The 19,438-nt window shown below is 67.8% G+C and carries 19 protein-coding genes and 2 pseudogenes; 15 read left to right on the top strand and 6 right to left on the bottom strand.

Annotation, left to right across the window (positions count from 1 at the left end; translation table 11 throughout):
- Positions 1 to 248: 248 nt before the first annotated feature.
- The 5 genes and pseudogenes from ACFRMN_RS34660 to ACFRMN_RS34640 form a co-directional block, all read right to left on the bottom strand.
- Positions 249 to 533: a hypothetical protein gene (locus ACFRMN_RS34660; protein WP_383027470.1), complete on the bottom strand. Its 285-nt coding sequence runs from the start codon at positions 531 to 533 to the stop codon at positions 249 to 251.
- 290 nt (positions 534 to 823) lie between these two features.
- Positions 824 to 5,616 (bottom strand): annotated as a pseudogene (locus ACFRMN_RS34655) (polymorphic toxin-type HINT domain-containing protein); the annotation flags it as partial.
- Positions 5,617 to 6,034: 418 nt separating this feature from the next.
- Positions 6,035 to 6,463 (bottom strand): annotated as a pseudogene (locus tag ACFRMN_RS34650) (transposase); the annotation flags it as partial.
- Between the two features lie 547 nt (positions 6,464 to 7,010).
- Complete coding sequence (locus ACFRMN_RS34645) at positions 7,011 to 8,258, bottom strand: XRE family transcriptional regulator (protein ID WP_383027466.1); 1,248 nt, start codon at positions 8,256 to 8,258, stop codon at positions 7,011 to 7,013.
- A gap of 160 nt (positions 8,259 to 8,418) precedes the next feature.
- Positions 8,419 to 8,772 carry a GntR family transcriptional regulator gene (locus ACFRMN_RS34640; RefSeq protein WP_383027463.1) on the bottom strand — a complete coding sequence of 118 codons (354 nt, stop codon included), beginning with the start codon at positions 8,770 to 8,772 and terminating at the stop codon, positions 8,419 to 8,421.
- Positions 8,773 to 9,190: 418 nt separating this feature from the next.
- Here ACFRMN_RS34640 and ACFRMN_RS34635 point away from each other — a divergent pair, with 418 nt between their 5' ends.
- Genes ACFRMN_RS34635 through ACFRMN_RS34615 form a run of 5 tightly spaced genes read left to right on the top strand, consistent with a single transcriptional unit; the run spans position 9,191 to position 11,478 of the window.
- Positions 9,191 to 9,460 (top strand): DUF6284 family protein, encoded by a 270-nt coding sequence (locus ACFRMN_RS34635; RefSeq protein WP_383027461.1) that lies wholly within the window; start codon positions 9,191 to 9,193, stop codon positions 9,458 to 9,460.
- A complete protein-coding gene (locus ACFRMN_RS34630) occupies positions 9,457 to 9,915 on the top strand; it encodes a Pycsar system effector family protein (protein ID WP_383027459.1) in 459 nt (152 codons plus the stop codon). Before ACFRMN_RS34635 ends, ACFRMN_RS34630 begins: the two co-directional genes overlap by 4 nt.
- Positions 9,912 to 10,265 (top strand): hypothetical protein, encoded by a 354-nt coding sequence (locus ACFRMN_RS34625; RefSeq protein WP_383027456.1) that lies wholly within the window; start codon positions 9,912 to 9,914, stop codon positions 10,263 to 10,265. Before ACFRMN_RS34630 ends, ACFRMN_RS34625 begins: the two co-directional genes overlap by 4 nt.
- The gene (locus tag ACFRMN_RS34620; RefSeq protein ID WP_383027454.1) at positions 10,262 to 11,140 is read left to right on the top strand and encodes a protein spdB; all 879 of its coding nucleotides are present in this window, start codon (positions 10,262 to 10,264) and stop codon (positions 11,138 to 11,140) included. Before ACFRMN_RS34625 ends, ACFRMN_RS34620 begins: the two co-directional genes overlap by 4 nt.
- Positions 11,137 to 11,478 carry an RRQRL motif-containing zinc-binding protein gene (locus ACFRMN_RS34615; RefSeq protein WP_383027451.1) on the top strand — a complete coding sequence of 114 codons (342 nt, stop codon included), beginning with the start codon at positions 11,137 to 11,139 and terminating at the stop codon, positions 11,476 to 11,478. Before ACFRMN_RS34620 ends, ACFRMN_RS34615 begins: the two co-directional genes overlap by 4 nt.
- Positions 11,479 to 11,483: 5 nt before the next feature.
- Here the strand turns inward: ACFRMN_RS34615 and ACFRMN_RS34610 are convergent, their stop codons facing one another.
- Positions 11,484 to 11,645, bottom strand: a complete 162-nt coding sequence (locus ACFRMN_RS34610) for a hypothetical protein (RefSeq protein WP_383027448.1) — start codon at positions 11,643 to 11,645, stop codon at positions 11,484 to 11,486.
- Between the two features lie 135 nt (positions 11,646 to 11,780).
- On the opposite strand from ACFRMN_RS34610, the gene ACFRMN_RS34605 reads away from it, so the two are divergent.
- From ACFRMN_RS34605 to ACFRMN_RS34560, 10 genes are all read left to right on the top strand, one after another.
- Entirely contained in the window at positions 11,781 to 12,158 is a 378-nt protein-coding gene (locus ACFRMN_RS34605; RefSeq protein ID WP_383027445.1) for a DUF6251 family protein, read from the top strand.
- Between the two features lie 80 nt (positions 12,159 to 12,238).
- A complete protein-coding gene (locus tag ACFRMN_RS34600) occupies positions 12,239 to 12,430 on the top strand; it encodes a DUF6257 family protein (RefSeq protein ID WP_383027442.1) in 192 nt (63 codons plus the stop codon).
- Positions 12,431 to 12,522: 92 nt separating this feature from the next.
- Positions 12,523 to 14,748, top strand: a complete 2,226-nt coding sequence (locus tag ACFRMN_RS34595) for a cell division protein FtsK (protein ID WP_383027439.1) — start codon at positions 12,523 to 12,525, stop codon at positions 14,746 to 14,748.
- 189 nt (positions 14,749 to 14,937) lie between these two features.
- Positions 14,938 to 15,120 (top strand): hypothetical protein, encoded by a 183-nt coding sequence (locus ACFRMN_RS34590; protein ID WP_383027436.1) that lies wholly within the window; start codon positions 14,938 to 14,940, stop codon positions 15,118 to 15,120.
- 13 nt (positions 15,121 to 15,133) lie between these two features.
- Positions 15,134 to 15,391 (top strand): hypothetical protein, encoded by a 258-nt coding sequence (locus ACFRMN_RS34585; RefSeq protein ID WP_383027434.1) that lies wholly within the window; start codon positions 15,134 to 15,136, stop codon positions 15,389 to 15,391.
- A 78-nt stretch (positions 15,392 to 15,469) separates the two neighbouring features.
- Entirely contained in the window at positions 15,470 to 16,186 is a 717-nt protein-coding gene (locus ACFRMN_RS34580) for a hypothetical protein (protein ID WP_383027431.1), read from the top strand.
- Between the two features lie 90 nt (positions 16,187 to 16,276).
- Positions 16,277 to 16,984 carry a DNA methylase gene (locus ACFRMN_RS34575; protein WP_383027428.1) on the top strand — a complete coding sequence of 236 codons (708 nt, stop codon included), beginning with the start codon at positions 16,277 to 16,279 and terminating at the stop codon, positions 16,982 to 16,984.
- Complete coding sequence (locus tag ACFRMN_RS34570) at positions 16,981 to 17,877, top strand: bifunctional DNA primase/polymerase (protein ID WP_383027425.1); 897 nt, start codon at positions 16,981 to 16,983, stop codon at positions 17,875 to 17,877. The genes ACFRMN_RS34575 and ACFRMN_RS34570 overlap by 4 nt, the downstream gene beginning before the upstream one ends.
- On the top strand, positions 17,874 to 18,227 hold the full coding sequence (locus tag ACFRMN_RS34565; protein WP_383027422.1) for a hypothetical protein: 354 nt from the start codon (positions 17,874 to 17,876) through the stop codon (positions 18,225 to 18,227). Before ACFRMN_RS34570 ends, ACFRMN_RS34565 begins: the two co-directional genes overlap by 4 nt.
- Positions 18,224 to 19,411 carry a DUF3631 domain-containing protein gene (locus tag ACFRMN_RS34560; protein WP_383027420.1) on the top strand — a complete coding sequence of 396 codons (1,188 nt, stop codon included), beginning with the start codon at positions 18,224 to 18,226 and terminating at the stop codon, positions 19,409 to 19,411. The genes ACFRMN_RS34565 and ACFRMN_RS34560 overlap by 4 nt, the downstream gene beginning before the upstream one ends.
- The last annotated feature ends 27 nt before the right edge of the window (positions 19,412 to 19,438 follow it).

Genomic DNA, 19,438 nt, shown 5'->3' with positions numbered 1-19,438 from the left:
GCTTCTTACGCCCCCGGTTGACCGTCCGGTCCCGGATCTCGAAGTCCATCGCATCCCCTGAGCTGGGGTGTTGCGAGGACCACTAGAACTCAAGTCACCTGGCGGGGCCTCAACTTTGCTGCTGCTACTGGTCTGAAATTTCCGGATGACGGCGGCCCGCTTCCCGTATCCGCACGTCAACCAGCCGGATTGACCGATACCGACCGGTCCAAGCACGGTCCTATCGATCACTGCTCACCGCGGCATATCTATCTCAACAGCCGCTCCAGCGCATCGAGGGTCTCCTCGATAGCCAGCTCGTCGTCGCGAGGCAGTTCTTGAAGATCACCTCGATCAAGAGCAACAGCATAGATCTCCTCAAGGACCCACCAATGCGAGCGAAGGTCCTCGCCCAATGGAGATCCCTCAAGATCCGACGAAACCGAGTCGAGGTCGTCGATCAGAATCCGGAGTGCAATCCCACCGGCACGGTATTTCTGAATCGACTGACGTACACCTTCGCGCAGCCACTGCACATTGGGACTCTCACTCACTGCTTGATCCTTCCGGAGCTAACGGTGACAACCCGCCCAGTCGCGGTATCCGTAATCACCGTCACATGATTCTCCGCTTCATAGTAGGCCGTTGTCCCGGCCCGCTTCCCTGGCATGCTTTCGCCGACACGAATCGCGTTTTCCACTACCGACGGCATGAGACCGCGCTCCTGCATCCGGTCAATCGCATATCCGGTGTAATCGCGCCCCGCGATTGTTGCCGGTTCATTTGGCGAAAGATTACGGAAGTTCGTCCCCCTCCCGCCAACTGGGGTTGTCGGGCAGTTGCTGTTGTGAACAAGGACGGGCGTGGCTCCAGCGCGTACAGATTGTAAACTTTCGCCGACTGGGTCCAGCGCTTGACGGCGGTGATATGGACGAGTGATCCGGCGCTCGTACTGAGCCATTGCCCCGGAGCAAGGTCGGTGGCGTCGATCCACTCATCGAGTTCCGCAACCCAGAAAGGGTGTCCGTCGGTCGCTGTGACTGACGCGGTTCCGCCTCCGCTCTTGCCGTCGAGATCGACGGTAACCCTGACAAGCTTCTTCAGCCCTTCACCGAATATCTCAGCAGTTACCGTCTTCTCTGCTGTCTCGCCGGTTTCAGGATCTGTCGCCAAGACCTTATCGCCAACCTTGACATCGGCAATTTTCCTACGGGTTCCGTCAGCCAGTAGCACCTCAGTATCCGGTAGAAAACTGTTGCACCCTTTCAGGAGCTTGGCGGCCTTGCCGATATTTCCCACGGGCAGGACGCCGACGACAGTCCATACGCAGCCGCTTACGCTGCCGCCGACGCAGCGTATTACGTCTCGGACTCCGATCAGTTCAAGGAAGTCCTTGGTGGGGCTGATCCATCCGAGGTCGTGGGCTGCGTTGCAAACTCCACTGTCAGGGTCGTCCAGGCATTGGCCCTCGGCCCACTTCATCAGCATGAGGGTGTACGGGGCGTCCGGATAGGCGGAGTAGCTTTGAGCGAAGAGTTCTTGCTGGGTTGGAATTGGTTTTCCGGCCAGTGTGGGTTGCTGGCTGCTTGAACCTTCCGAGGAATTCCTCTTGCCGGAGCCGTTGCTGTCCCCACCGCAGTATCCACCGGTGCATGGGTGCTGTTTGGCGGGTGGGCCGCTGACAGCTTCGCCGGGTCGTCCATTGCCCTTGCCGCCTTCGGCGGTGGTGGGGCACGCTTCGCCCGCTCCGCCGGCGCCGCCGCAGGCGAGGCCGAGGCCGCTGGGGTCGGTGTTGGTGAGAGGGTTCTGAGCGCCGTAGCTGTACCCGTTGAGCGTTTGGGGGATGTTGGTCTGCAGGAGGGGATCGACGCTGAGGAAGCGACCGGTGACGGGGTCGTATTCGCGGGCGCCGAGGTGGGTGAGACCGGTGGCCTTGGTGTCGTCGGTTCCGCCGACGAAGCCCTTGGTGCCGGGCCAGGTCTTCGGCGGGTCACCGCGGAGTGCGCCGAAAGGCTGGGTGCGGCGCTGGGTGAGGGCCAGGTCGGTGGCGTTGATGGCGAGTTGGCCGGTGCCGTGGTGGTCGGCGATGGTGAAAGCGAAGGTGCCGTCGTCGTTTCGGATGGCGTTCTGGCCGCCGCCGAGGTCGAAGTAGCGGGTCGCCTTGGCCGCGCCGGCGCCCTTGGCGAGGGTGACTTCGGTGTGGCCAAGGTAGAGAGTGGTTTCGGTGGGCGTACGGCCTATGAGGCGATTGCCTTCGGCGTCATAGACGTATTCGGTGGTCTTGTCGCCTTCGGTGACCTTGGCGAGGTGGCCTTCCGCGTCCCAGGTGAGTTTCTGGCCCGGCCGGGTGGTGGTGTTGCCGGTGGGGTCGTAGCCGTAGCTGTCTGTGATGGTGCCTGAGGGGCCGGTGGTGGTGATGGAGGACAGTGAGTGGGCCAGCGGCTTACCCGCTCCGGGGTAGGCGTACGTCCGCTTGATGTCCTTGCTGGTGTCACCGGCCGGGTTGTGCTGGGTTTCGGTGGCGCGGTTGCTGGCCTTGTCGTAGGTGTAGCTCTGCCAGTAGGGGGCCGGGCCGGCGATCTTGTCAGCGAGCGGAGCAGCGGCGCAGGTGGTGGTGTTCTGGGTCCAGGCTTCGCTCAGCCGGGCGAGGTGGTCATAGGCGAAGCACTGGTTGTCGGTTCCGGTGCGGGAAACGTCAGCCATCGACAGGACGTTGCCCACCTCGTCGTAGCGGTAGGTGACATGCCGGTCGACGCCACTCTGCTCTTCGCGGTCCACGCGGGAGATGGCGAGCCGCTGAGTGCCCTTCTCATAGGAGTTGGTGACCTGCGACTTCTTACCGCCACTGGTCAGGCCCATTTGGTAGACGAGTGGCTTGCCGGTGAGGCTGTAGCTGACACTACTGGTCATGCCTTGGCCGAAGACGCTGATCGGCCGCAGGGTCCGCTCTTCGTAGCTGTAGTTGACCGAACCGCCGGCCAGGGCTCCTGCGGCTGAGTAGCTGACGGAGCCGACAAGCCCGGAGGGCCTGTAGAGCGTCCCCGTCTCGTAGGTCCCCGCCAGTTTCCCTTCCGTCCCGGGGATGACGACCGCGGTCTTCTTGGCACGGTAGAGCTGGTCGTATTCGGTGACTCTGGACGTGTACGCCTGGCCGTTGACGTAGCGGGTGGATTCGGCCAGCTTTCCCTTGGCGTCGGTGGCCGTGTCGTAGACCCACTTGGCACGAAGGGCGCCAGTGGCGCTGCCTTCGCGCAGTTCCGTTTTGCGGCCGAGGTTGTCGTAGATGTTGACGAGGGTGCTGTTGTTGGCGTCTTTGGTGGAGGTCAGTTGGCCGCGGTCGTCGTAGACGCTCGTCGTGGTGCCTCTGTCGGGGTCGACGTCCTTGGTCTTGCGTCCCAGCTGGTCGTAGGTGTAGCTCCAGATACTGCCGGAGGGGCCGGTGACCTTGGCCGGCTCGCCGCGCGACGTGTAGCCGTAGGCCGTGGTGTCGTACGGCGCGCTCGCGCTGCGTTCGTGGTGCTGGCGGAGTTCGGTGGTACGACCGCGGGCGTCGGTGAGCGTGGTGGTCGCGATGCCGCCGACGGGCGGGATGACGGTGGTTCGGTCGCCGCCGTAGGTGGTCGTGGTGGTGTTGAGAACGGTGCCGCCATCGGCGTTTCCGGCGATCTGCTGAGTCCGTGTGGCACGGCCCAGGCCGTCGAAGGTGGTGCGGGTCTGGGTTTCGACCGACATTGCGTCGGCGGGCTTGAACAGAACGGAGGAGGGCGCGCCGGTGGAGTAGTACGGGGCGAAGGTTTTGGCTGCCTGGCCGCGCTCGTCGTAGAAGACGTCCGTCAGGATGCTGCCGCCGTCAGGGCCCGGGGACTGGGTCTGCCGTTCACGCAGGAAGCCGTCGTAGAGGGTGTACGAGGTGATCTACCCACCCTCGTTGTTCAGGGTCTTGGTGCTGACGGCAGCGGGTTTGCCGTCCTCGATGAGGTAGGTGAACTCGTAGCTGGGGGTTGAGGTGTTGCGTCGGTCGGCGAGCCAGACCTTGGCCGACCGGCCGAGTGCGTCGTAGGTGGATTCGGTGACTTTGCCGTTGGTGTCGGTCTCCTTCACCGGCAGTCCACGAGGACCGAGATCCTGTGTGGTGGTTTGCGCCGTTGTGGCGTCCCCAGCCTTGGCGGGGGGTGTGGTGGTGGTGATCCGTGTGGGGAGGCCGGTGGCCGGGGTGTAGCTCGTGGTGGTGGTACGGCCGTCGTCGCGGGTGGTACGTACTGGTGAACTGTCGCCGCTGGCGGTGACGTTGGCGGCCAGATCGGTGCCTGACAGGCCACGGCCGTAGCCGTCATAGGTGGCTCCGGACTCCAGATAGGTGGCCTTGGTTCCGTCGTGGGTCTTCAACGTCGCTGTCGCGGTGACGTCGCCCTTGGTGGGGATGTCCCCGTAGGCACCGCCGTCGTACGCCGTGCGAATATCGGAGATGACGTCCTTGGACCGGTCGGCGGTGGCGTCGCAGGCCGTGGCGACGGTCTCGACGCGGGAGGGCAGGGTGAGGATGGTGTCGCCCGCGCTCGTGGCGTAGGTGGTACGCGTGCACTGGTTGTCGTCTGATGTGGCGTCGTCGCCGAGGTCGTCCACCTGGGTCACGCGCCCCGCGACGGTGTCCTGCTTGGTCGCGGTCGACGTGGTGCGCCACTTGGCACCGGCCCCGTTGTCCAGAGAGGTCCAGCTCTTGGTGGTGGAGGTGCCGGTGAAGTTGGCGGTCACCGTGCCCCAGTCGCGTACCTTCTTCGCTGTCTCGTGGTGCCAGGGGCGGCTGACCGACTTCGTGAGGACCTTGCCGTCAGGCTTGTCGAACGTGACCGTCTTGTAGCTGAAACCGGCCGCTGAGGTGTGATCGGTGATCGGGTCGCCCTCTCCCTCCCCGAGAGAGACGGAAACTGTTTTGGTGCCGCCGCCCGTGTCCTTGCGGTCACCGTCCATGCCTCGCAGGAAGTACGAGTCCTGCTGGGTTTTCATGGCGTCGGGGTCGAGCTGGCCACCTGTCTGGACACGGACTTGGCCGTAGCCGCGCCACTGGGACCAGGTGCGGTGCTTCTCCTTGGTCAGGCCGTCATCTTCGTCGAAGTGCCAGGCCGCGTCGTCGAGATACCGGTAGCGAGTCACTCCGTCGGGGGCTCCGCCCGTCCGGTCGGTGTTGGCGACGGAGGTGACGACGTACTTGTTGAACCACTGCCGCTCGGGATCGTCCGAGGTGCTGCCGCCGATGTACTGCGGGAAGCAACGTGTGGTGTTCGTCTGCGGGGTCGGGAGACTGTTCCAATTACATGTGGGATCGGAGTAGTTGACGCTGATCTGGCCGCCCGCTTCGTCGGCCACGCCGGACAGGCGGGACTTGACGAACGGCGCGTAGCCGTCACCGGACTTGTCGAGCCGGTTCTCCAGCTGGGTGTAGGCGAAGGTGGTCTTCGGAAGGCGGATGGCCGGGGTCGCCGACTGACCGGTGTGCTCGACGGAGTCGAGCAGTAGCTGGTAGTCGGTGTCGGCCATGCCCCAGCTGTGATCGAGTCGCCAGGAGTCGACCTCGCTGTAGGTGCCGTCCGCGTTGAGGGTCTGCGTGGTGACGTCGGTCAGACGCTTAGGAGATACTCGCGGGCCTCCAACGAGCCGTCAGGCGTGGCGTACACGTCGCTGTGCTCACCGCGCAGCGAACCGACCTCAACGGGCCTGCCCAAACGTTTCGCCTCGGCGAGCGCGTCATCAGTGGTGGCCTCGCTCAGACTGTCGCCATCCGCACCAGCGGCATGGGACACACCAGGCGCAACCGCCGACGGCTGCGCAACCGCGAGCGGAGCCGCCAGCGGGACAAGACTCGCCGCCAGCACGACAGCGAGTCCGCCTGCCAGCCCGCCCGTGGTCGGTCGACCACCTCTGCGTCTGCCTGTCTGGACATCACGACTCCCAGGCACCCCACCCATAAATCCCCGCCCCAACGTTCACAGAAGTCATACAACTTCGCAGAGTCAAAGGCTTGTGGCGCAGAGTTGTCAATGGTGATCAGGCCACTCACCCTCCTTTGCCGGGCCGCCTCCGCCTCGACGGCGGCCTTCTCCAACGCGTCCAGGACGCACTCCTCCAAACGCATCCCGGCCGCGTCGTGGTGGGCCCGGGCAGTCGTGGAGTCCACGCTGACCAGCGACAGGCCCACCCGGCCCCGCCCAGCCGCCTCGGCGATCGCTCCCTCCAGCAGAGCCTCGAAGACCCCGGCATCCCGCCACTGCCGAAACCGGTTGTGCACGGTGGACCAGGCACCGAACCGCTCCGGCATCTCCCGCCACCGCGCTCCCGAACGGAACTTCCAGATCACGCCCTCGAACGGCGGAAGAACTCGCCTTCCGCGACGGCATCCGCAAGGAGCACGCGACCTTGAGCGCACGGCGAAAGGCCCTGGCCGAGCAGCTGGCCCACCTTGAGATCCCCGAGCCCAGCGCCACACAATCCACCGCCACCTCGCTCGACGCGCTCCCCTGCCTGGACATCGACCTCACGAGCGTCCCTGAAGAGAAAAAGCGGCAGCTTTACGACGCCTTCGGTCTGGATTTCCGCTACAGCCGACCACGCGAAGACCTCGCGCTGCGGGTGACCATCCCGGGTCACATGGTTGACGCACTGAGGTCCATCACCCGCGAGCTGGACAAGGGGAACAAAGAAACGGACGCCCGCACCGAAGTGCTGGCGTCCGATCATGGCACCCGGATCCAGAGATCAGGGCATAACGCCCGATCCCGTTCCCATCTTCCAAGTGCCCCCGGCAGGATTCGAACCTGCGCACACGGCTCCGGAGGGCATGATCGCGTAGTGCGGCAATGTGGCTCTGACCTCAGCAAACGCGCGTCGGGAGCTGGCAATCCCTCGTTCTCACACGCCGCTCACACGAACGCTGACTCTGCTGGTCGTCATTGGCCATCGTTCGGCGGCCCAAGAGTGGACACAGCAGTGGGGCCCTCTCCCAGTCACGGAAAAGGGCCCCACGGTGCTGCTGGCCTCTACTGCGGCAGGAAACCAGGCTTTGCCTGCCCAAGGTCACGAAGGTGAGTCAGGTACGACTCTGCTTCAGGCTCTCCGCTGTAGCGCCGCCTCATTTCTGCGGCTAGCTCGCGGCTGGTCATAATGAGTGACGGAATGGACTGCCGCTCACCCTGTAGGGCGCGCTCACCGTAGATCAGTGCCTGTTCAAGGTCTCCCTCGCGCGCCGCCGTGACAGCGAGCGTGACCCGTGCTTCCGCATTGCGCATCGGGGCGCGCTCCGTGCCATCGAAGTCCGTGCCGGCTCTCAGTACCTCGTCTGCCAGGGTCCGCGCAAGCTTGTCCTCGCCGACGAGGCGGTAGCAGTCCATCGCGTAGAAATCGAACTTCGCCGGATCCACCACGAAGTGGTTGTCAAGGTTCTCCGGGTGCGGCATCCCTTCAAGCAATCGCCGACCGCGATCGAGTGCCACTTCCACCTGTCGGCGATCCCCAAGTCGTGCCCACGCCTTGGCCTCCTGCGCCGCAAGCTGGACCGCGACACTGTGAGCGGGTGCCCGGTCCGTGCCGGCCTGAGCCGCCGCGATGACGCCCCGATAGTCCCCCGTGGTCAGAGCGAACCAGGCACGCATTTCGTGCGCCCATCCTGCGACCTCAGCGTGGTCCGATTCGGTGGCCAGCGACAGAGCGGCCTGCCGGGTGGACTCTGCCGCATGACGGTCTCCGGAGTCGTACTCCACGCAGCCAACGAGGAGAGCGAGCCATCCTGAAAGCGCCAGTACCTCACGATGCTGCGCAAGAGTAAGGCTCTTTGAGTGAAGTTCGACTACCCGCCTCAGCCATTGCCGACCCTCAATGAGGAGCTGTTCACTCGGCATGAACGGGTATTCCGAACAGAGACGGTCTGTCGTGATTCGGAGCGCGTCCAGAGTGGCGTTATCTACGTCTGACCTGTTGAGTCGACTGACGATTTCGAGGGTTTCCATGCCGCTTGCGGCTAGGATCTCATTTTCCCCGTTTCTGCGTCCGGGCTCCGGGAACAGCGCGGCCGTAACCGTCCCGAATGTAGCTGCGATGATCGGTCGATAGAAGTCCCCCGGCATGGCGCCAGACTCCCAGCGCTTCCACTGCCGCACCATGCTTTCGTCGGATGGAAGCTCTGTGGCGGCATGGGCCCGTAGCGCCCGGACCGCGTCGAGTTGGGACCAGTCGCGCGCGAGCCGCTCTGATGCGATGCGCCGCGCCCATGAAGCCCTGTCGTCGCTCATTCGCCCTCCTCGGGGTACCTACCGCGCGAGTCTTCCCTATTGCTCAGGGGGACAGGCAAGGGGACGGGGTGGGGACACCCAGGGTGTCCCCTTGTCCAGGTCGCCGCCCCCGGGCTGTCACCTACTCCCCAACTTCCGTGCGCTGCATGGTTGTTCCAGATCACGCACCACCCGAATGGTCTCGCTCTTCAAGGGCGGTGACCCGTTCAGTCAATGCCTGAATCTGGAGGCGCATTTCCTTGATTTCTTCGGTCACGTCACCGTTAGAGCCTGACGCTTCCGCGTCGCCTCCCGAGACGAAGTATCCGCGACTTCCAGCGGAAATGACCACCCCCTCATTGATCAGGATGGCCATACCGTCTCGCACGGTCTGTCCGGCGTACCCGAACTCCTTCGTCAATTCTTTGACTGTCGGCAACTTGCCGTTGGCGTATACGCCTTTGCCGATCCGGTCACGGATCGCCTCTGCCAGCCTCACAGGCTTGGATCTTGGGTCGCTCGTCACGGCGGTCATGACACCGAGGGTACCGACTAGCTCAAGCTAACGCGCTACCCCAGAGAGGTTGCGCGCCAGCTTGAGCTAGTGCAAGCTAGTTCATGTCGCCGCGAACGCAGCGGAGACACCGCGAAGGGCCCTTCTTTGGGCTGCTTCGAACTGCACGACCAGGAGCCCCGCGTTGGACGGGGGGAGGCGACCCGGCGCCTTGTCATTAACCGGAGGGCTTAGACCGAAAGGTCACGTCTCCATACGCCTACGCCAGGACTCAGTCCTGAAGGAGACATGCAGTACCAGCCCCGACATCACGCCGTGAGGGCGCCGGATCGAATCCGGCTCGGGGCGCTTCCCCCATGAACGGCACGCACCCCCGGAGCGGTAACTCCGGGGGTGCCGGCTCGTGCCGTTCCCACCTGCTGAGGAGAGTGCACGACCCATGAATGACATTACTGCCCTGGACGCCGTTACAGCGTTCGCGCCGTGGCTTGAGCCGACGGATGCCGAACTGGACGCGATCGAGCTGGAGATGCCTGTCATTGCGGCGGAGATCGCTTTGCTCGACGCGCAGATCATGACGCTGGACCGGCCGGCCACCGAGCTGGACACGCGCCGCATCCGCCGGGCCCGCCGCCGGGTGTTGGCCGCCCGCCGGGAGCTCTCGAACCAGTCCGCCGCTGCGGTGACCGTGTCCGGGGGTGCCGCGTGAGCGCCAACCTGGACGCGAGCCTGACCGCTGCTCACGCGGAGGTGAAGGCGGAGATCGCACGGACCGACAACAAGACGGGCTTACTGCTCGCGTTCATCGGCGCGCTGCTGGCCGGTGTCTGGACGGTCGCCAAGGACGTGTCCCTTCCCGCCGGCGCGCTGGTGGTCGGCGGCACGGGTGTGGCGCTGCTGGTCGCCGCGGCCGGTCTGCTGCTGCGGGCGGTCCGCCCGAACCTCGGTGGCGCCCGGCCGGTGGGCTTTCCCCGGTGGGCGACACTCACCGCCGAGGAGATCCGCACGGAGCTGGACGAGGACAAGCGCGCACAGCACATCGCGGCTCTGTCCCGGATCGCCGTCTGCAAGTTCGCGAACCTGCGGCGCGCGGTTGATCTGACGTGCGTGGCCGGTGTGCTGCTCATCGTGGCCGCCGTGATCGCGATCGTGGGTGCGGCATGAGCGACACCCTGACCCTGGACGCCCTGACCGTCCCGATGCGCGCGCTGCGGCTGGTCGCGGCCGAGTTCGGGCACCTGCCCGCGCCGTGCGTGGACATGTCCACGATCTTCCCCGAGCGGCTGGTCCTCTCCCTGCACGAAACGGAGGGGACGGGCGGGACCTTCGCCGCCTTCGAGTCGTGGCGGGACGCTTTGGGGATCGCCCCGGCTGCTGTCACGTTCGATGTGCAGGGCGACGGCCGCACCCGTGTCCTGGCCGCCGAAACCCGCTTCGGTGGTGCCGAGATCGTCCTCCGGGCGTTCGCGGACACCCAGCCTGCGGCGGCCGGCCGGTCGGGGGGTGCGGCATGAAGATGATGTCGCCCGCCGCCAAGACGATGCTGCCCGCCGTCGCGATGACAGTCGTGTCGATGGTTCTCACTCTGGCCGTGGTCGTGATGTGGCTCGGGGAGTCGATGCCGTGGCAGGTCGCGGTGGTCGTCGGGCTCGGGCTGGACGGTGGGTGGCTGGCCACCCTCGCGTATGAGCGGCGCCTCGCCGCGCAGGGCGACCACTCCACCCCCGTGACGGCGGTCGGCTGGTGCTTCGGCGTGGTGGCGACCGGTGTTCTGGTGGCGCACGCGCTCGGGGAGGACTCGCCCGGCGCGTGGCTCGCCGTCTCCTGGCTCCCCATCGCGGCCAAAGCGCTGTGGCTGGTGCACGGTCTGTGGGAGCGGACCGCGTTGACCGGGGAGGCGCTGGACGCGATCCAGGGCATCCAGCAGGAGGCCCGGGACGAAGCGGCCGTGGCCCGCGCCCGTCTGCGTGCCGAGGCGGCCACGGAGGAGACGCGGTTGACGGCCGTGACGCAGGCCGGGTCACGCGTCGCACGCGTCCAGGCCGAAACCGCCAAAGCCCTCTCGGGGGCGTGGTCGACGCTGGAGAAGGCACGGCAGGGCGAGGAGACGGGCAGGGCGCTGACCAGCGTGACGGCCCCCGTCACGCCCGGCGTCACACCCCGCTGGGAACTGCCTGTCTGGGGTCCCACGCAGGCGGTCGGGCCGCTCGCGCTGGAGACTGCCCCCGCGCTCACCGATGAGGCGTTGGACCTGCTGGTCGATCAGATCCGTCACAGCGAGTCCCCCGCTCTGTCCTACCGCGAGATGGCGAGCCGCTTCCGCGCGGCGGGCCACTCCGCATCCGAGACCCGGCTGAGGGCCGCATGGAAGCGCGTAGTGGCGGCATGAGCGGGACGCTGCCGGTCTTCCGGTGGCGCATGGCCCCGGACGGCTACGCCACCCTCCGTCAACTCCGGTCCAAGGGACTGCGGCCCGGCGGGCAGGGCGTGGCCGCGCAACTCGAACGGCCGCGACGACGCCGGCCCCCGTTGGTCGCCCACCTCTACCGGATCGACCAGGCCAAGCCCGTACGGCCGATGACCCCAGGCCGGTGGCGCGCACACGACGCCATGATGCGCGCCCGCCGCACCTGCCCCCAGTGCCGCACGGATGCCGGGTACTGCATCCCGCCGTCACTCGGCATGTGCGTGACCTGCGCCTACCCCGAAGACCAGCGCGCCGCCTGACCGGCTCAGATGCTGTCCAGCACGTTCCCGATCAGGTTCGTGACCTGGTACTTCACCGCGTGCCAGCGGTTGCAGTACCGCTTCGGCCGCCACCAACGGCGCTGCTTCAACGGACGGCCGCACCACCTGCACGGCTTGGTGCGCACCTTGACGTCCAATCCCCCCATGCCGCGACTGTAGCGGCCCTTCCCACCAGCCCCCTTGGACACCCCACCAGCCCCGGCATCCACGCCGTGAGGGCGCCGGATCGACTCCGGCCCGGGGCACGCACCACCCACCGCCGACACCGCTACGGAGGCACCATGGACCAGCTCCCCGCCGCGCGTACGGTCGTCCAGCTCCCGGACGGCACGCACGCCTACATCGATCCGGCGGCCCTGCCCGCCGTCGCCCCGCAGTCGGCCGTTCCTCAGGTCGTCCACATCCACCAAGCCGCACCTGACCGGACGGTGCAGCGCGTCGCGCTCGGGTCCGGGATCGGCGCCGGCGCCGTGGGCGCCAGCGTGTACTTCGGCCCGGTGCTGATCGCCGCGATCACGTCGATGGCCATCTCTCTCGCTGTCGTCGCGCTGGTGGTCGTGGCGACCGCGTGGGGCCTGGTCACCGTGGTCCGCTCGGTGGGCGGCACGGACGGCAAGGCGGCTGCCAAGACCCTCTCCAAGGCCCGGCGTCGGCGCTGACGGTCCTCTGTCGTTCCCCGGCATGCACCGCCGGGGGTCGGCAGAGGACCGGACAGTCCGGCCCGGATCGGAGACACGTCGTGGCACAGCAGCAGCCCGAGCCGAAGCTGACCGTGGGCGAGAAGGCCAGGGTCGCCGTCCTGGTGGTCCGGATGACGAAGCGGTGCGCGGTCAGCGAGGACATCGACCGCAGCGACCTGGAACGCAAGGTCGACCGCATCATCGACGGCGCCCGCCGGCGCGAAGAGCGCGCCGCCAAGACCCGCAGGTGACCACGCCCCGGGGCGGCCGTATCCCGGCCAAGGAAGTCCGGCCGCCCCGGGCCCACCCGCCCGCCTTTCAGGCAGAGCAGGAGACATCCATCATGACTGAACTCGCGACGGAGGCGCCCGAGATGGGAAGTCTTCATCACCTCGATGACCACCGCCCGGCCCCGGACCCGTCCGATTCCCCGGTGACGCTGGTCAAGCCCACCACCCCCGACGACCCCGGCGGTACGGTCGTGGAGGACGCGGCGGCGGTGGTGGAGGCGGTTGACCGGCCGGACAATCCGCTGGCCGACTGGCTGACCGTGCCCGACGCCCCGGTTCTCCCGGTGTGGGCCCGCTCCAAGGCGTCCGTCCTCGCCAACGCCCAAGCCCTCGCGCGGCTGACCTGGTGGCACACCCGCTACCACGGCATCCGCACCCCGAAGTATCTGTTCAAGACGGTGCTGCTGGCCGCGCGCGGCTTCTACCGGGCGACCGTGGGACTGTGGCCGACCCTGTCCGCGCAGGACCACAGCGCCGCCGTCAAGGCACTGCGCGCGCAGGCCAAGGCCAAGCCCGAGGATGTGGAGCTGGCGACCCGGTTGCAGGTCGCGCACGCGGAACGCACCCGCACCCGCCGGTGGCGGTTCGGGGCCGCGGCTGTCGTCGTGGCCACGTCCGCGATCGGTGTCGCGCTCCTCGATCCGATGGCGCAGGCCGGGATCGCGGGCGCGGTCATCACCCCGCTCGCCTACCTCGGACGCGGCAAGGACACCCACCTCCTCGATCAGGGTGCCCCGCCGCTCAAGGTCGACATGTCCGCGCAGCAGTTGAACGACGCTCTCCGTGCCGCCGGCCTCCTGAAAAGCGGCAGTGGCAAGGACGCTGAGAAGGACGCTCCGCGTGTGTCGTGCTCGATGGGCCCGGTCCGGGACGGCCGTGGCTGGGCCGTGATCTTCGACATGCCCCGGGGCGGCGGCAAGACCGCCTCCGATGTCCTGGCGAAGCGTGAGGTGATCGCGCAGGAACTCGGGGTCGATGAGATCCAGGTCATCATGTCCCGGGTCCGCGCCGCGAAGGGCGGCAACGCGGGCAGGGTGTCGATGTGGGTGGCGGACGATGACCCCTACCTCGCCGACCCGACGCCGTCCCCGCTCGCGACGATGGAGAAGTTCTCCATCTGGGACGCGGTCCCGTTCGGCGCGGACGCCCGGGGCAACCGGGTGTCGGTGCCGGTGATCTGGCAGTCGATGTTCTTCGGCGGACTGCCCCGCCGGGGCAAGACGTTCACGCAGCGTCTGATGACGGCGGCCGGTCTGCTGGACCCGTGGGTGCGGCACTACGTGGCCGACTTCAAGGGCGGGCAGGACTGGATGGGCATGCGGCACGTCGCCCACCGCCTCGTGCTCGGTGCCGAGGAGGACGCGATCGAGGCGTTCAAGGAGATGCTGGCCGACCTCCTCGCGGAGATGGAACGGCGCTTCGCCCTGTTCCGGGGCCTGCCCACCTCGATCTGCCCGGAAGGCAAGCTCACCCCGCAGATCATCGAGAAGTACAAGATGCCGTTCATCTTCCTCACCGTCGATGAGCTGCAAGAAGCCTTCCTCGCCATGGACGACAAGGACCGGGAGGCCGTCGTGGACGACCTCGGACGGATCGCGCGCAGGGGTCCGGCCGCCGGGTTCATCTCCAACTACGCCAGCCAGCGCCCCGACGCGAAGTCCGTGCCGACCAAGCTGAGGGAGATCATCACCATCCGGTGCTGCACCCAGGTCACCGACAAGACGTCGTCGGACATGGTCCTGGGGTCGGGGAAGGCCGCGATGGGCGCGGACGCCTCCCTTCTGTCCGAGGAGCACAAGGGTGTGACGGTGCTGGTCACCGGGCCCGCCTCCTACGCCACCGTCAAGAACGACCTGCTCACCACAGCGGAGTTCAACTCCCTGTGCCTCAAGGGCCGCGCGCTGCGCGAACCGCTCGGGCAGATCACCGGTGACGCCGCCGGGGACGTCGCGGCCGGCGCCGGACGCGCCGGTGTCACCATCGCGCCCGTTCTCTCCGACGTGCTCGATGTGATGCGGCACTCCGACCGGCTGCACTCCGTCGATCTCCTCGCCCGCCTCGTCAACGCGGACGAGGACCGGTACGGGGACTGGGATCTCGACAAGCTCGCCGCCGAACTCGACGCGGCCGGAGTCAAGCGGACCACCAAGCAGATCAACATCAAGGGCAAGAACCTCGCCGGGTACCGCCGCGCCGATCTCGAAGCGGCCGTCCCTGAGGAACTGCTCCTGGCCGCGCGGGCGGTAGACCCCTCCCCCTCTACCGGCACCCCCGCCTGACCCCCCTTCCCGCCCCCGCTGCCGGGCCCTCTCATCTAGAGGGGTCCCTCTACCACGGTAGAGACCCCCCATAGAGGGGTCTGACCTGCGAAGTAGTGGGGCCTAGAGGGGTCCGGGGCACCCCTGCCCGGACCCCTCCCAGCCCCGGAACAGCGACCACGCCAGCACTCCAACGAAGGGAGAGCCAACGTGGCTCTGACCATCCCGCTCCTGCTCGGCATCGCCCTCTTCCTCATGCTCCGCGCCCACATCCTCGGCTGGGGATCAGCCGCCGTCGCCGTGCTGTTCGGGTTCTTCCTCGCCTCCACCGGCGCCGCCGAACCCATCAACCAACTCACCACCGCGCTCATCGACGCCATACCCGACCTGTAGAGGAGACCCCTTGATGCGACTCCGTATCCGCGTCAGTGGCTGTCCACGCCGCGCCCTCATCCTCACCGACACGCCCCGCCCCAACTGCCCCGACTGCTCGGGCGAGGGCGGTATCGAGTCCCTTTACGGCGACCCCGAGACCGGCGAGTACGCAGGAAGTGAATGGGACCCCTGCCCCTGCTGGACCTTGTGGCGCATGACCGTGCTGCCCCTGCCCCGGTGGCTACGACGCACCCCGCCCGGCGGCTACAGCGACGAACCGCCCTTCTGACGGCTGCCCGATCCGCCCGACACCGCGCGGGCGGTGAGGGGAGCCGGACAGTCCGGCCTCATTGCGAGGAAGGCACTCATGCCTGACCAGATCCTGCACACCATCCTGACCGGCACCGCCACCCGCGAGGGCACCGACGCCGACAACGCCGACGCCGCCGCTGTCTACCGGCTCGCGGATGGCACGGTCGGCGCGGCCGTGATCGACGGCATCGGCCACGGACCCCACACCTCCCGCACCGCCCCGCTCCTCGCCCAAGTCGCCGCCCGTATCGGTGCCCAGCGCGGGCCGCTGGCGGGGCTCCTCACCGCCGGGCAGCTTGTCGCCGACCGGGGCGCGGACGGAGACGAAGCGAACGCCGTTGCAGTCGTAGCCTCCCGCCACCCTGACGAGGACGACACCGTCATCGACTACGTAGGCGACTGCCGCGCCTACGGATGGGACGGGACCAGCCTGACCCTCTACACCGACGACCACACCGTAGGTGCTCAGCTCCGCCGCAACGGGGTCCCGGTGGAACTGGCACGCCAGCACGACAACTGGATCCGGGCCGCGCTCTCAACGGCCACGGTCGGCACCGTCTACAGCGTGACCATCCCCGACAGGCTGGCCCTCCTCACCAGCGATGGTGCCCACGACCAGATCGACCACGACGCCATGACCGACCTGGTCCGCACCCACCAGGACGATCCGCAGGCACTCGCCGACGCCCTGGTGGCCGCCGCACAGCCGGATGAGACCGGCTACCGCGACGACGCCACGGTCATCGTGCTCGCCATCCCGACCACCGCCTGACCTCTCGCTACAAGAGGGCGGCCCCCTTCTCGCCAAAGTCCGGGGCCGCCCTCGTCCAGCACAACTCAACAGTGGAACTGGAGGTCCAGCATGACTCAACCGAGCCTCATCCGGCGAGACCACTCCCGGCCGCGTTTACTGGACGCGTACTCCTGCATCGGTGGTGCCGCACGCGGCTACCAGCGGGCCGGATTCCACGTCACGGGCGTGGACGTCCGACCGATGCCGGACTACTGCGGTGACACCTTCGTGCAGGGCGACGCCATCGAGTTCATCCGCGCCCATGGCCATGAGTTCGACTTCATCCACGCGTCCCCGCCGTGCCAGGGAGAGAGCGCCCCGACCAAGGGCACCAACGCCGCCCGCCTCACGGCGACCGGCCGCTCCCACCCCCGTCTGATCGTCCCGACCCGCGCCGCTCTGGACGCGATCGGGCGGCCGTACGCTATCGAGAATGTGGCCGGCTCGGAGGTCCGTAAGGATCTGCGGCTGTGCGGTGAGTCGTTCGGGCTCGCCGTGCTCATGCACCGGTACTTCGAACTGAGCGGCTGGACGGTCCACCAACCCGTTCATCCTCGGCACCGGGGACGGGTGCGCGGATGGCGCCACGGCCCGTACGTCGCCGCCTACGGCAAAGGCGGCGGAAAGGCCACCGTCGAAGAGATCCGCACCGCCAAGGGCATCGACTGGTCCACCGACCACTTCAACCTGCGTGAGGCGCTGCCCCCCGCCTACACCGAGTGGATCGGGGCCGCGTTCCTCGCGTCCGCGCCCGGCGCCCTGGGGGTGGTGGCATGAGCGCGTCGCTCCTGACCGCCGCTCTGGACGCGGCCGAACGCGGCTGGCACGTCTTCCCGCTCCGGCCGGCCAACAAGCGTCCCGCCCTCCACGGTGAGGCCGTCTGCCCCGGCATCGGAGACTGCGCGGGATTCCACCGCAAGTGGGAGGACCGCGCGACCGTCGACCCCGCCCGCATCCGCCGGGCCTGGTCCACGCTCTCCTTCAACATCGGCGTGGCCACCGGCCCTTCCGGGCTGGTCGTCATCGACCTGGATATGCCCAAGACCAAGAACAAGAGCAGTGCGGACACGCCTTCCGGCGTGACGACCTTCAAGGCGCTCTGCGAGCGCACCGGGCAGCCCATGCCCGCCACCTACCGGACCCGGACCGCGAGCGGCGGCATGCACCTGTACTTCACCGCGCCGCCCAGCGTCCGGCTCACCAACAGCGCGGGCAGGCTCGGCAAGCTCATCGACACCCGCGCATGGGGCGGCTACGTCGTCGCCGGAGGCAGCACCACCCCCGCCGGGCCGTACACGGTCATCGACCCCACCCCGCCCGCACCACTCCCCGAATGGCTGTACGCCCGCCTGACGACCCGTCAGGCATCCCGGGCACTAACAGCCGTGCCGTCGTCGTCCAAGTCCTCTCGCTACGCCACAGCCGCGTTCAGGGCCGAAATCGCGACGGTCCAGGCCGCGCAGGAAGGCGAGCGGGACACGACGCTCCTGTCGGCCGCACGGGCCTTGGGGCGGTTCGTCGCGTGGGGCGACCTCCCGTTGGCCGTGGTGGAGGAGGCTCTTCAGGGGGCGGGGGAGTACGCCGGCCTGTCGTCTCGCCAATGCCGCTCCACCGTGCGCTCGGGCCTGAACTGGTCCATCGCACGCAACCAGCTCCGGAGGACGGCATGAGCACCCCTCCACGCCCCCGCCTGAAGAGCCTCCCCACAGCCACCGACCAGCCTGGCCCCGCCGAACCGGCCCCGGCGCCGTCCGGCAGTGGCGCGCTGAGAGTCGTCGCCGAAGGCGTCCCTTCTGCTGTTCGCCCTGACCCGCAGCAGGGCGACGGACGGCACCCCATCGCGTGGCTCCGCATCACCGCTCCCAAGGGCGCCACCCCCACCGCCGCATCGTGGTGCGCCTGCGGACGCGACCTGTTCGCCGCCGGCCACCGCAAGGTACTCGCGCTGATCACAGACCACACCGACCACCGCGACCGGTGCACGCTCCGGAGCTCCCAGGAAGAGAGGAACGCCGCATGAACGACATCGACGGCGCATCCCTGCTCAACGAGGTGGAAGCCTTCCACCGCCGCTTCAATGTCTTCCCCCGTGAAGCCGCGTACGTCGCGGTTGCCCTGTGGGACGCGCACGCGCACCTGCTCGACGCCTTCGACTCCACCCCACGGCTCGCATTCCTGTCTCCGGAGCCCGGTTCCGGAAAGTCGCGGGCGCTGGAAGTGGTGGAGACCCTGGTACCGCGCCCGATGCTCGCGGTGAATGCCCGTGCCGCCGCGCTCTTCCGGTCCGTCTCCGATCCGGCCGGACGGCCGACGATTCTGTTCGATGAGATCGATACCGTCTTTGGCCCCAAGGCGGGGGACAACGAGGAACTTCGCGGTTTTCTCAACGCTGGTCACCGCCGTTCCGGGGTCACCTACCGGTGCATCGGAGACGGCGGGAACCAGACGGTCGTGGAGTTCCCTTCCTACACGGGCGTCGCGGTGGCCGGACTCGGCTATCTGCCGGACACCATCACCACCCGGTCCGTCATCATCCGCATGCGCCGCCGCGCGAGGAACGAGACAGTGGAACCCTTCCGGGCCCGACTGCACGAGGCTGAGGGCAATGCCCTGCGAGACCGGCTCGCCCAGTGGGCTGACACAGTCCGCGAGGACATCGCCGGACGGTGGCCGGAGATGCCCGAGGGCGTCACCGACCGCCCGGCGGACGTGTGGGAACCCCTGCTGTCCGTCGCGGACGCGGCCGGTGGCAACTGGCCCGAGCGGGCCCGCACCGCATGCGTCGAACTCGTCAACGCCGCCCGCGCCGATGACAAAGGCTCCCTCGGCATCCGCCTGCTCACCGACCTCCGTGACCACGTCATGGCGGGTATCGACCGCATGCCCACCGTCGCCGTCCTGGACCGGCTGTGCGCGCTGGACGAAGCCCCATGGGCGGACATGGGCGGCCGGCCGCTCGACTCCCGAGGGCTGGCGAAGATGCTCGGGGAGTACATGACCAGCGACAACGCTCCCGTCAAGGCCCGGAACATCAAGACCGCCGGGACCGTGCTCAAGGGCTACTACGCCCTCGATCTCCACGACGCGTGGCAGCGGTACTGCCCTCCACCCCCCTCAGGAGCCGCTACCTCCGCTACCTCCGCTACCGCGCAGGTCAGCGCCCCGGAAACGGTAGCGGACGGCATCTTCCCCGCCGCTACCTGAGCGCTACCCCGCTACCGGCCCCGCGCC

The sequence above is a fragment of the Streptomyces sp. NPDC056835 genome, assembly GCF_042789485.1.
GTDB lineage: Bacteria > Actinomycetota > Actinomycetes > Streptomycetales > Streptomycetaceae > Streptomyces.
This window is presented reverse-complemented; position numbering and strand designations above follow the sequence as displayed.

Coding starts and splice junctions, on each gene's coding strand:
- ACFRMN_RS34645 (WP_383027466.1), bottom strand. CDS start 8,258: ATGAGCGACGACAGGGCTTCATGGGCGCGGCGCATCGCATCAGAGCGG.
- ACFRMN_RS34640 (WP_383027463.1), bottom strand. CDS start 8,772: ATGACCGCCGTGACGAGCGACCCAAGATCCAAGCCTGTGAGGCTGGCA.
- ACFRMN_RS34635 (WP_383027461.1), top strand. CDS start 9,191: ATGAATGACATTACTGCCCTGGACGCCGTTACAGCGTTCGCGCCGTGG.
- ACFRMN_RS34625 (WP_383027456.1), top strand. CDS start 9,912: ATGAGCGACACCCTGACCCTGGACGCCCTGACCGTCCCGATGCGCGCG.
- ACFRMN_RS34620 (WP_383027454.1), top strand. CDS start 10,262: ATGAAGATGATGTCGCCCGCCGCCAAGACGATGCTGCCCGCCGTCGCG.
- ACFRMN_RS34615 (WP_383027451.1), top strand. CDS start 11,137: ATGAGCGGGACGCTGCCGGTCTTCCGGTGGCGCATGGCCCCGGACGGC.
- ACFRMN_RS34610 (WP_383027448.1), bottom strand. CDS start 11,645: ATGGGGGGATTGGACGTCAAGGTGCGCACCAAGCCGTGCAGGTGGTGC.
- ACFRMN_RS34605 (WP_383027445.1), top strand. CDS start 11,781: ATGGACCAGCTCCCCGCCGCGCGTACGGTCGTCCAGCTCCCGGACGGC.
- ACFRMN_RS34595 (WP_383027439.1), top strand. CDS start 12,523: ATGACTGAACTCGCGACGGAGGCGCCCGAGATGGGAAGTCTTCATCAC.
- ACFRMN_RS34585 (WP_383027434.1), top strand. CDS start 15,134: ATGCGACTCCGTATCCGCGTCAGTGGCTGTCCACGCCGCGCCCTCATC.
- ACFRMN_RS34580 (WP_383027431.1), top strand. CDS start 15,470: ATGCCTGACCAGATCCTGCACACCATCCTGACCGGCACCGCCACCCGC.
- ACFRMN_RS34575 (WP_383027428.1), top strand. CDS start 16,277: ATGACTCAACCGAGCCTCATCCGGCGAGACCACTCCCGGCCGCGTTTA.
- ACFRMN_RS34570 (WP_383027425.1), top strand. CDS start 16,981: ATGAGCGCGTCGCTCCTGACCGCCGCTCTGGACGCGGCCGAACGCGGC.
- ACFRMN_RS34565 (WP_383027422.1), top strand. CDS start 17,874: ATGAGCACCCCTCCACGCCCCCGCCTGAAGAGCCTCCCCACAGCCACC.
- ACFRMN_RS34560 (WP_383027420.1), top strand. CDS start 18,224: ATGAACGACATCGACGGCGCATCCCTGCTCAACGAGGTGGAAGCCTTC.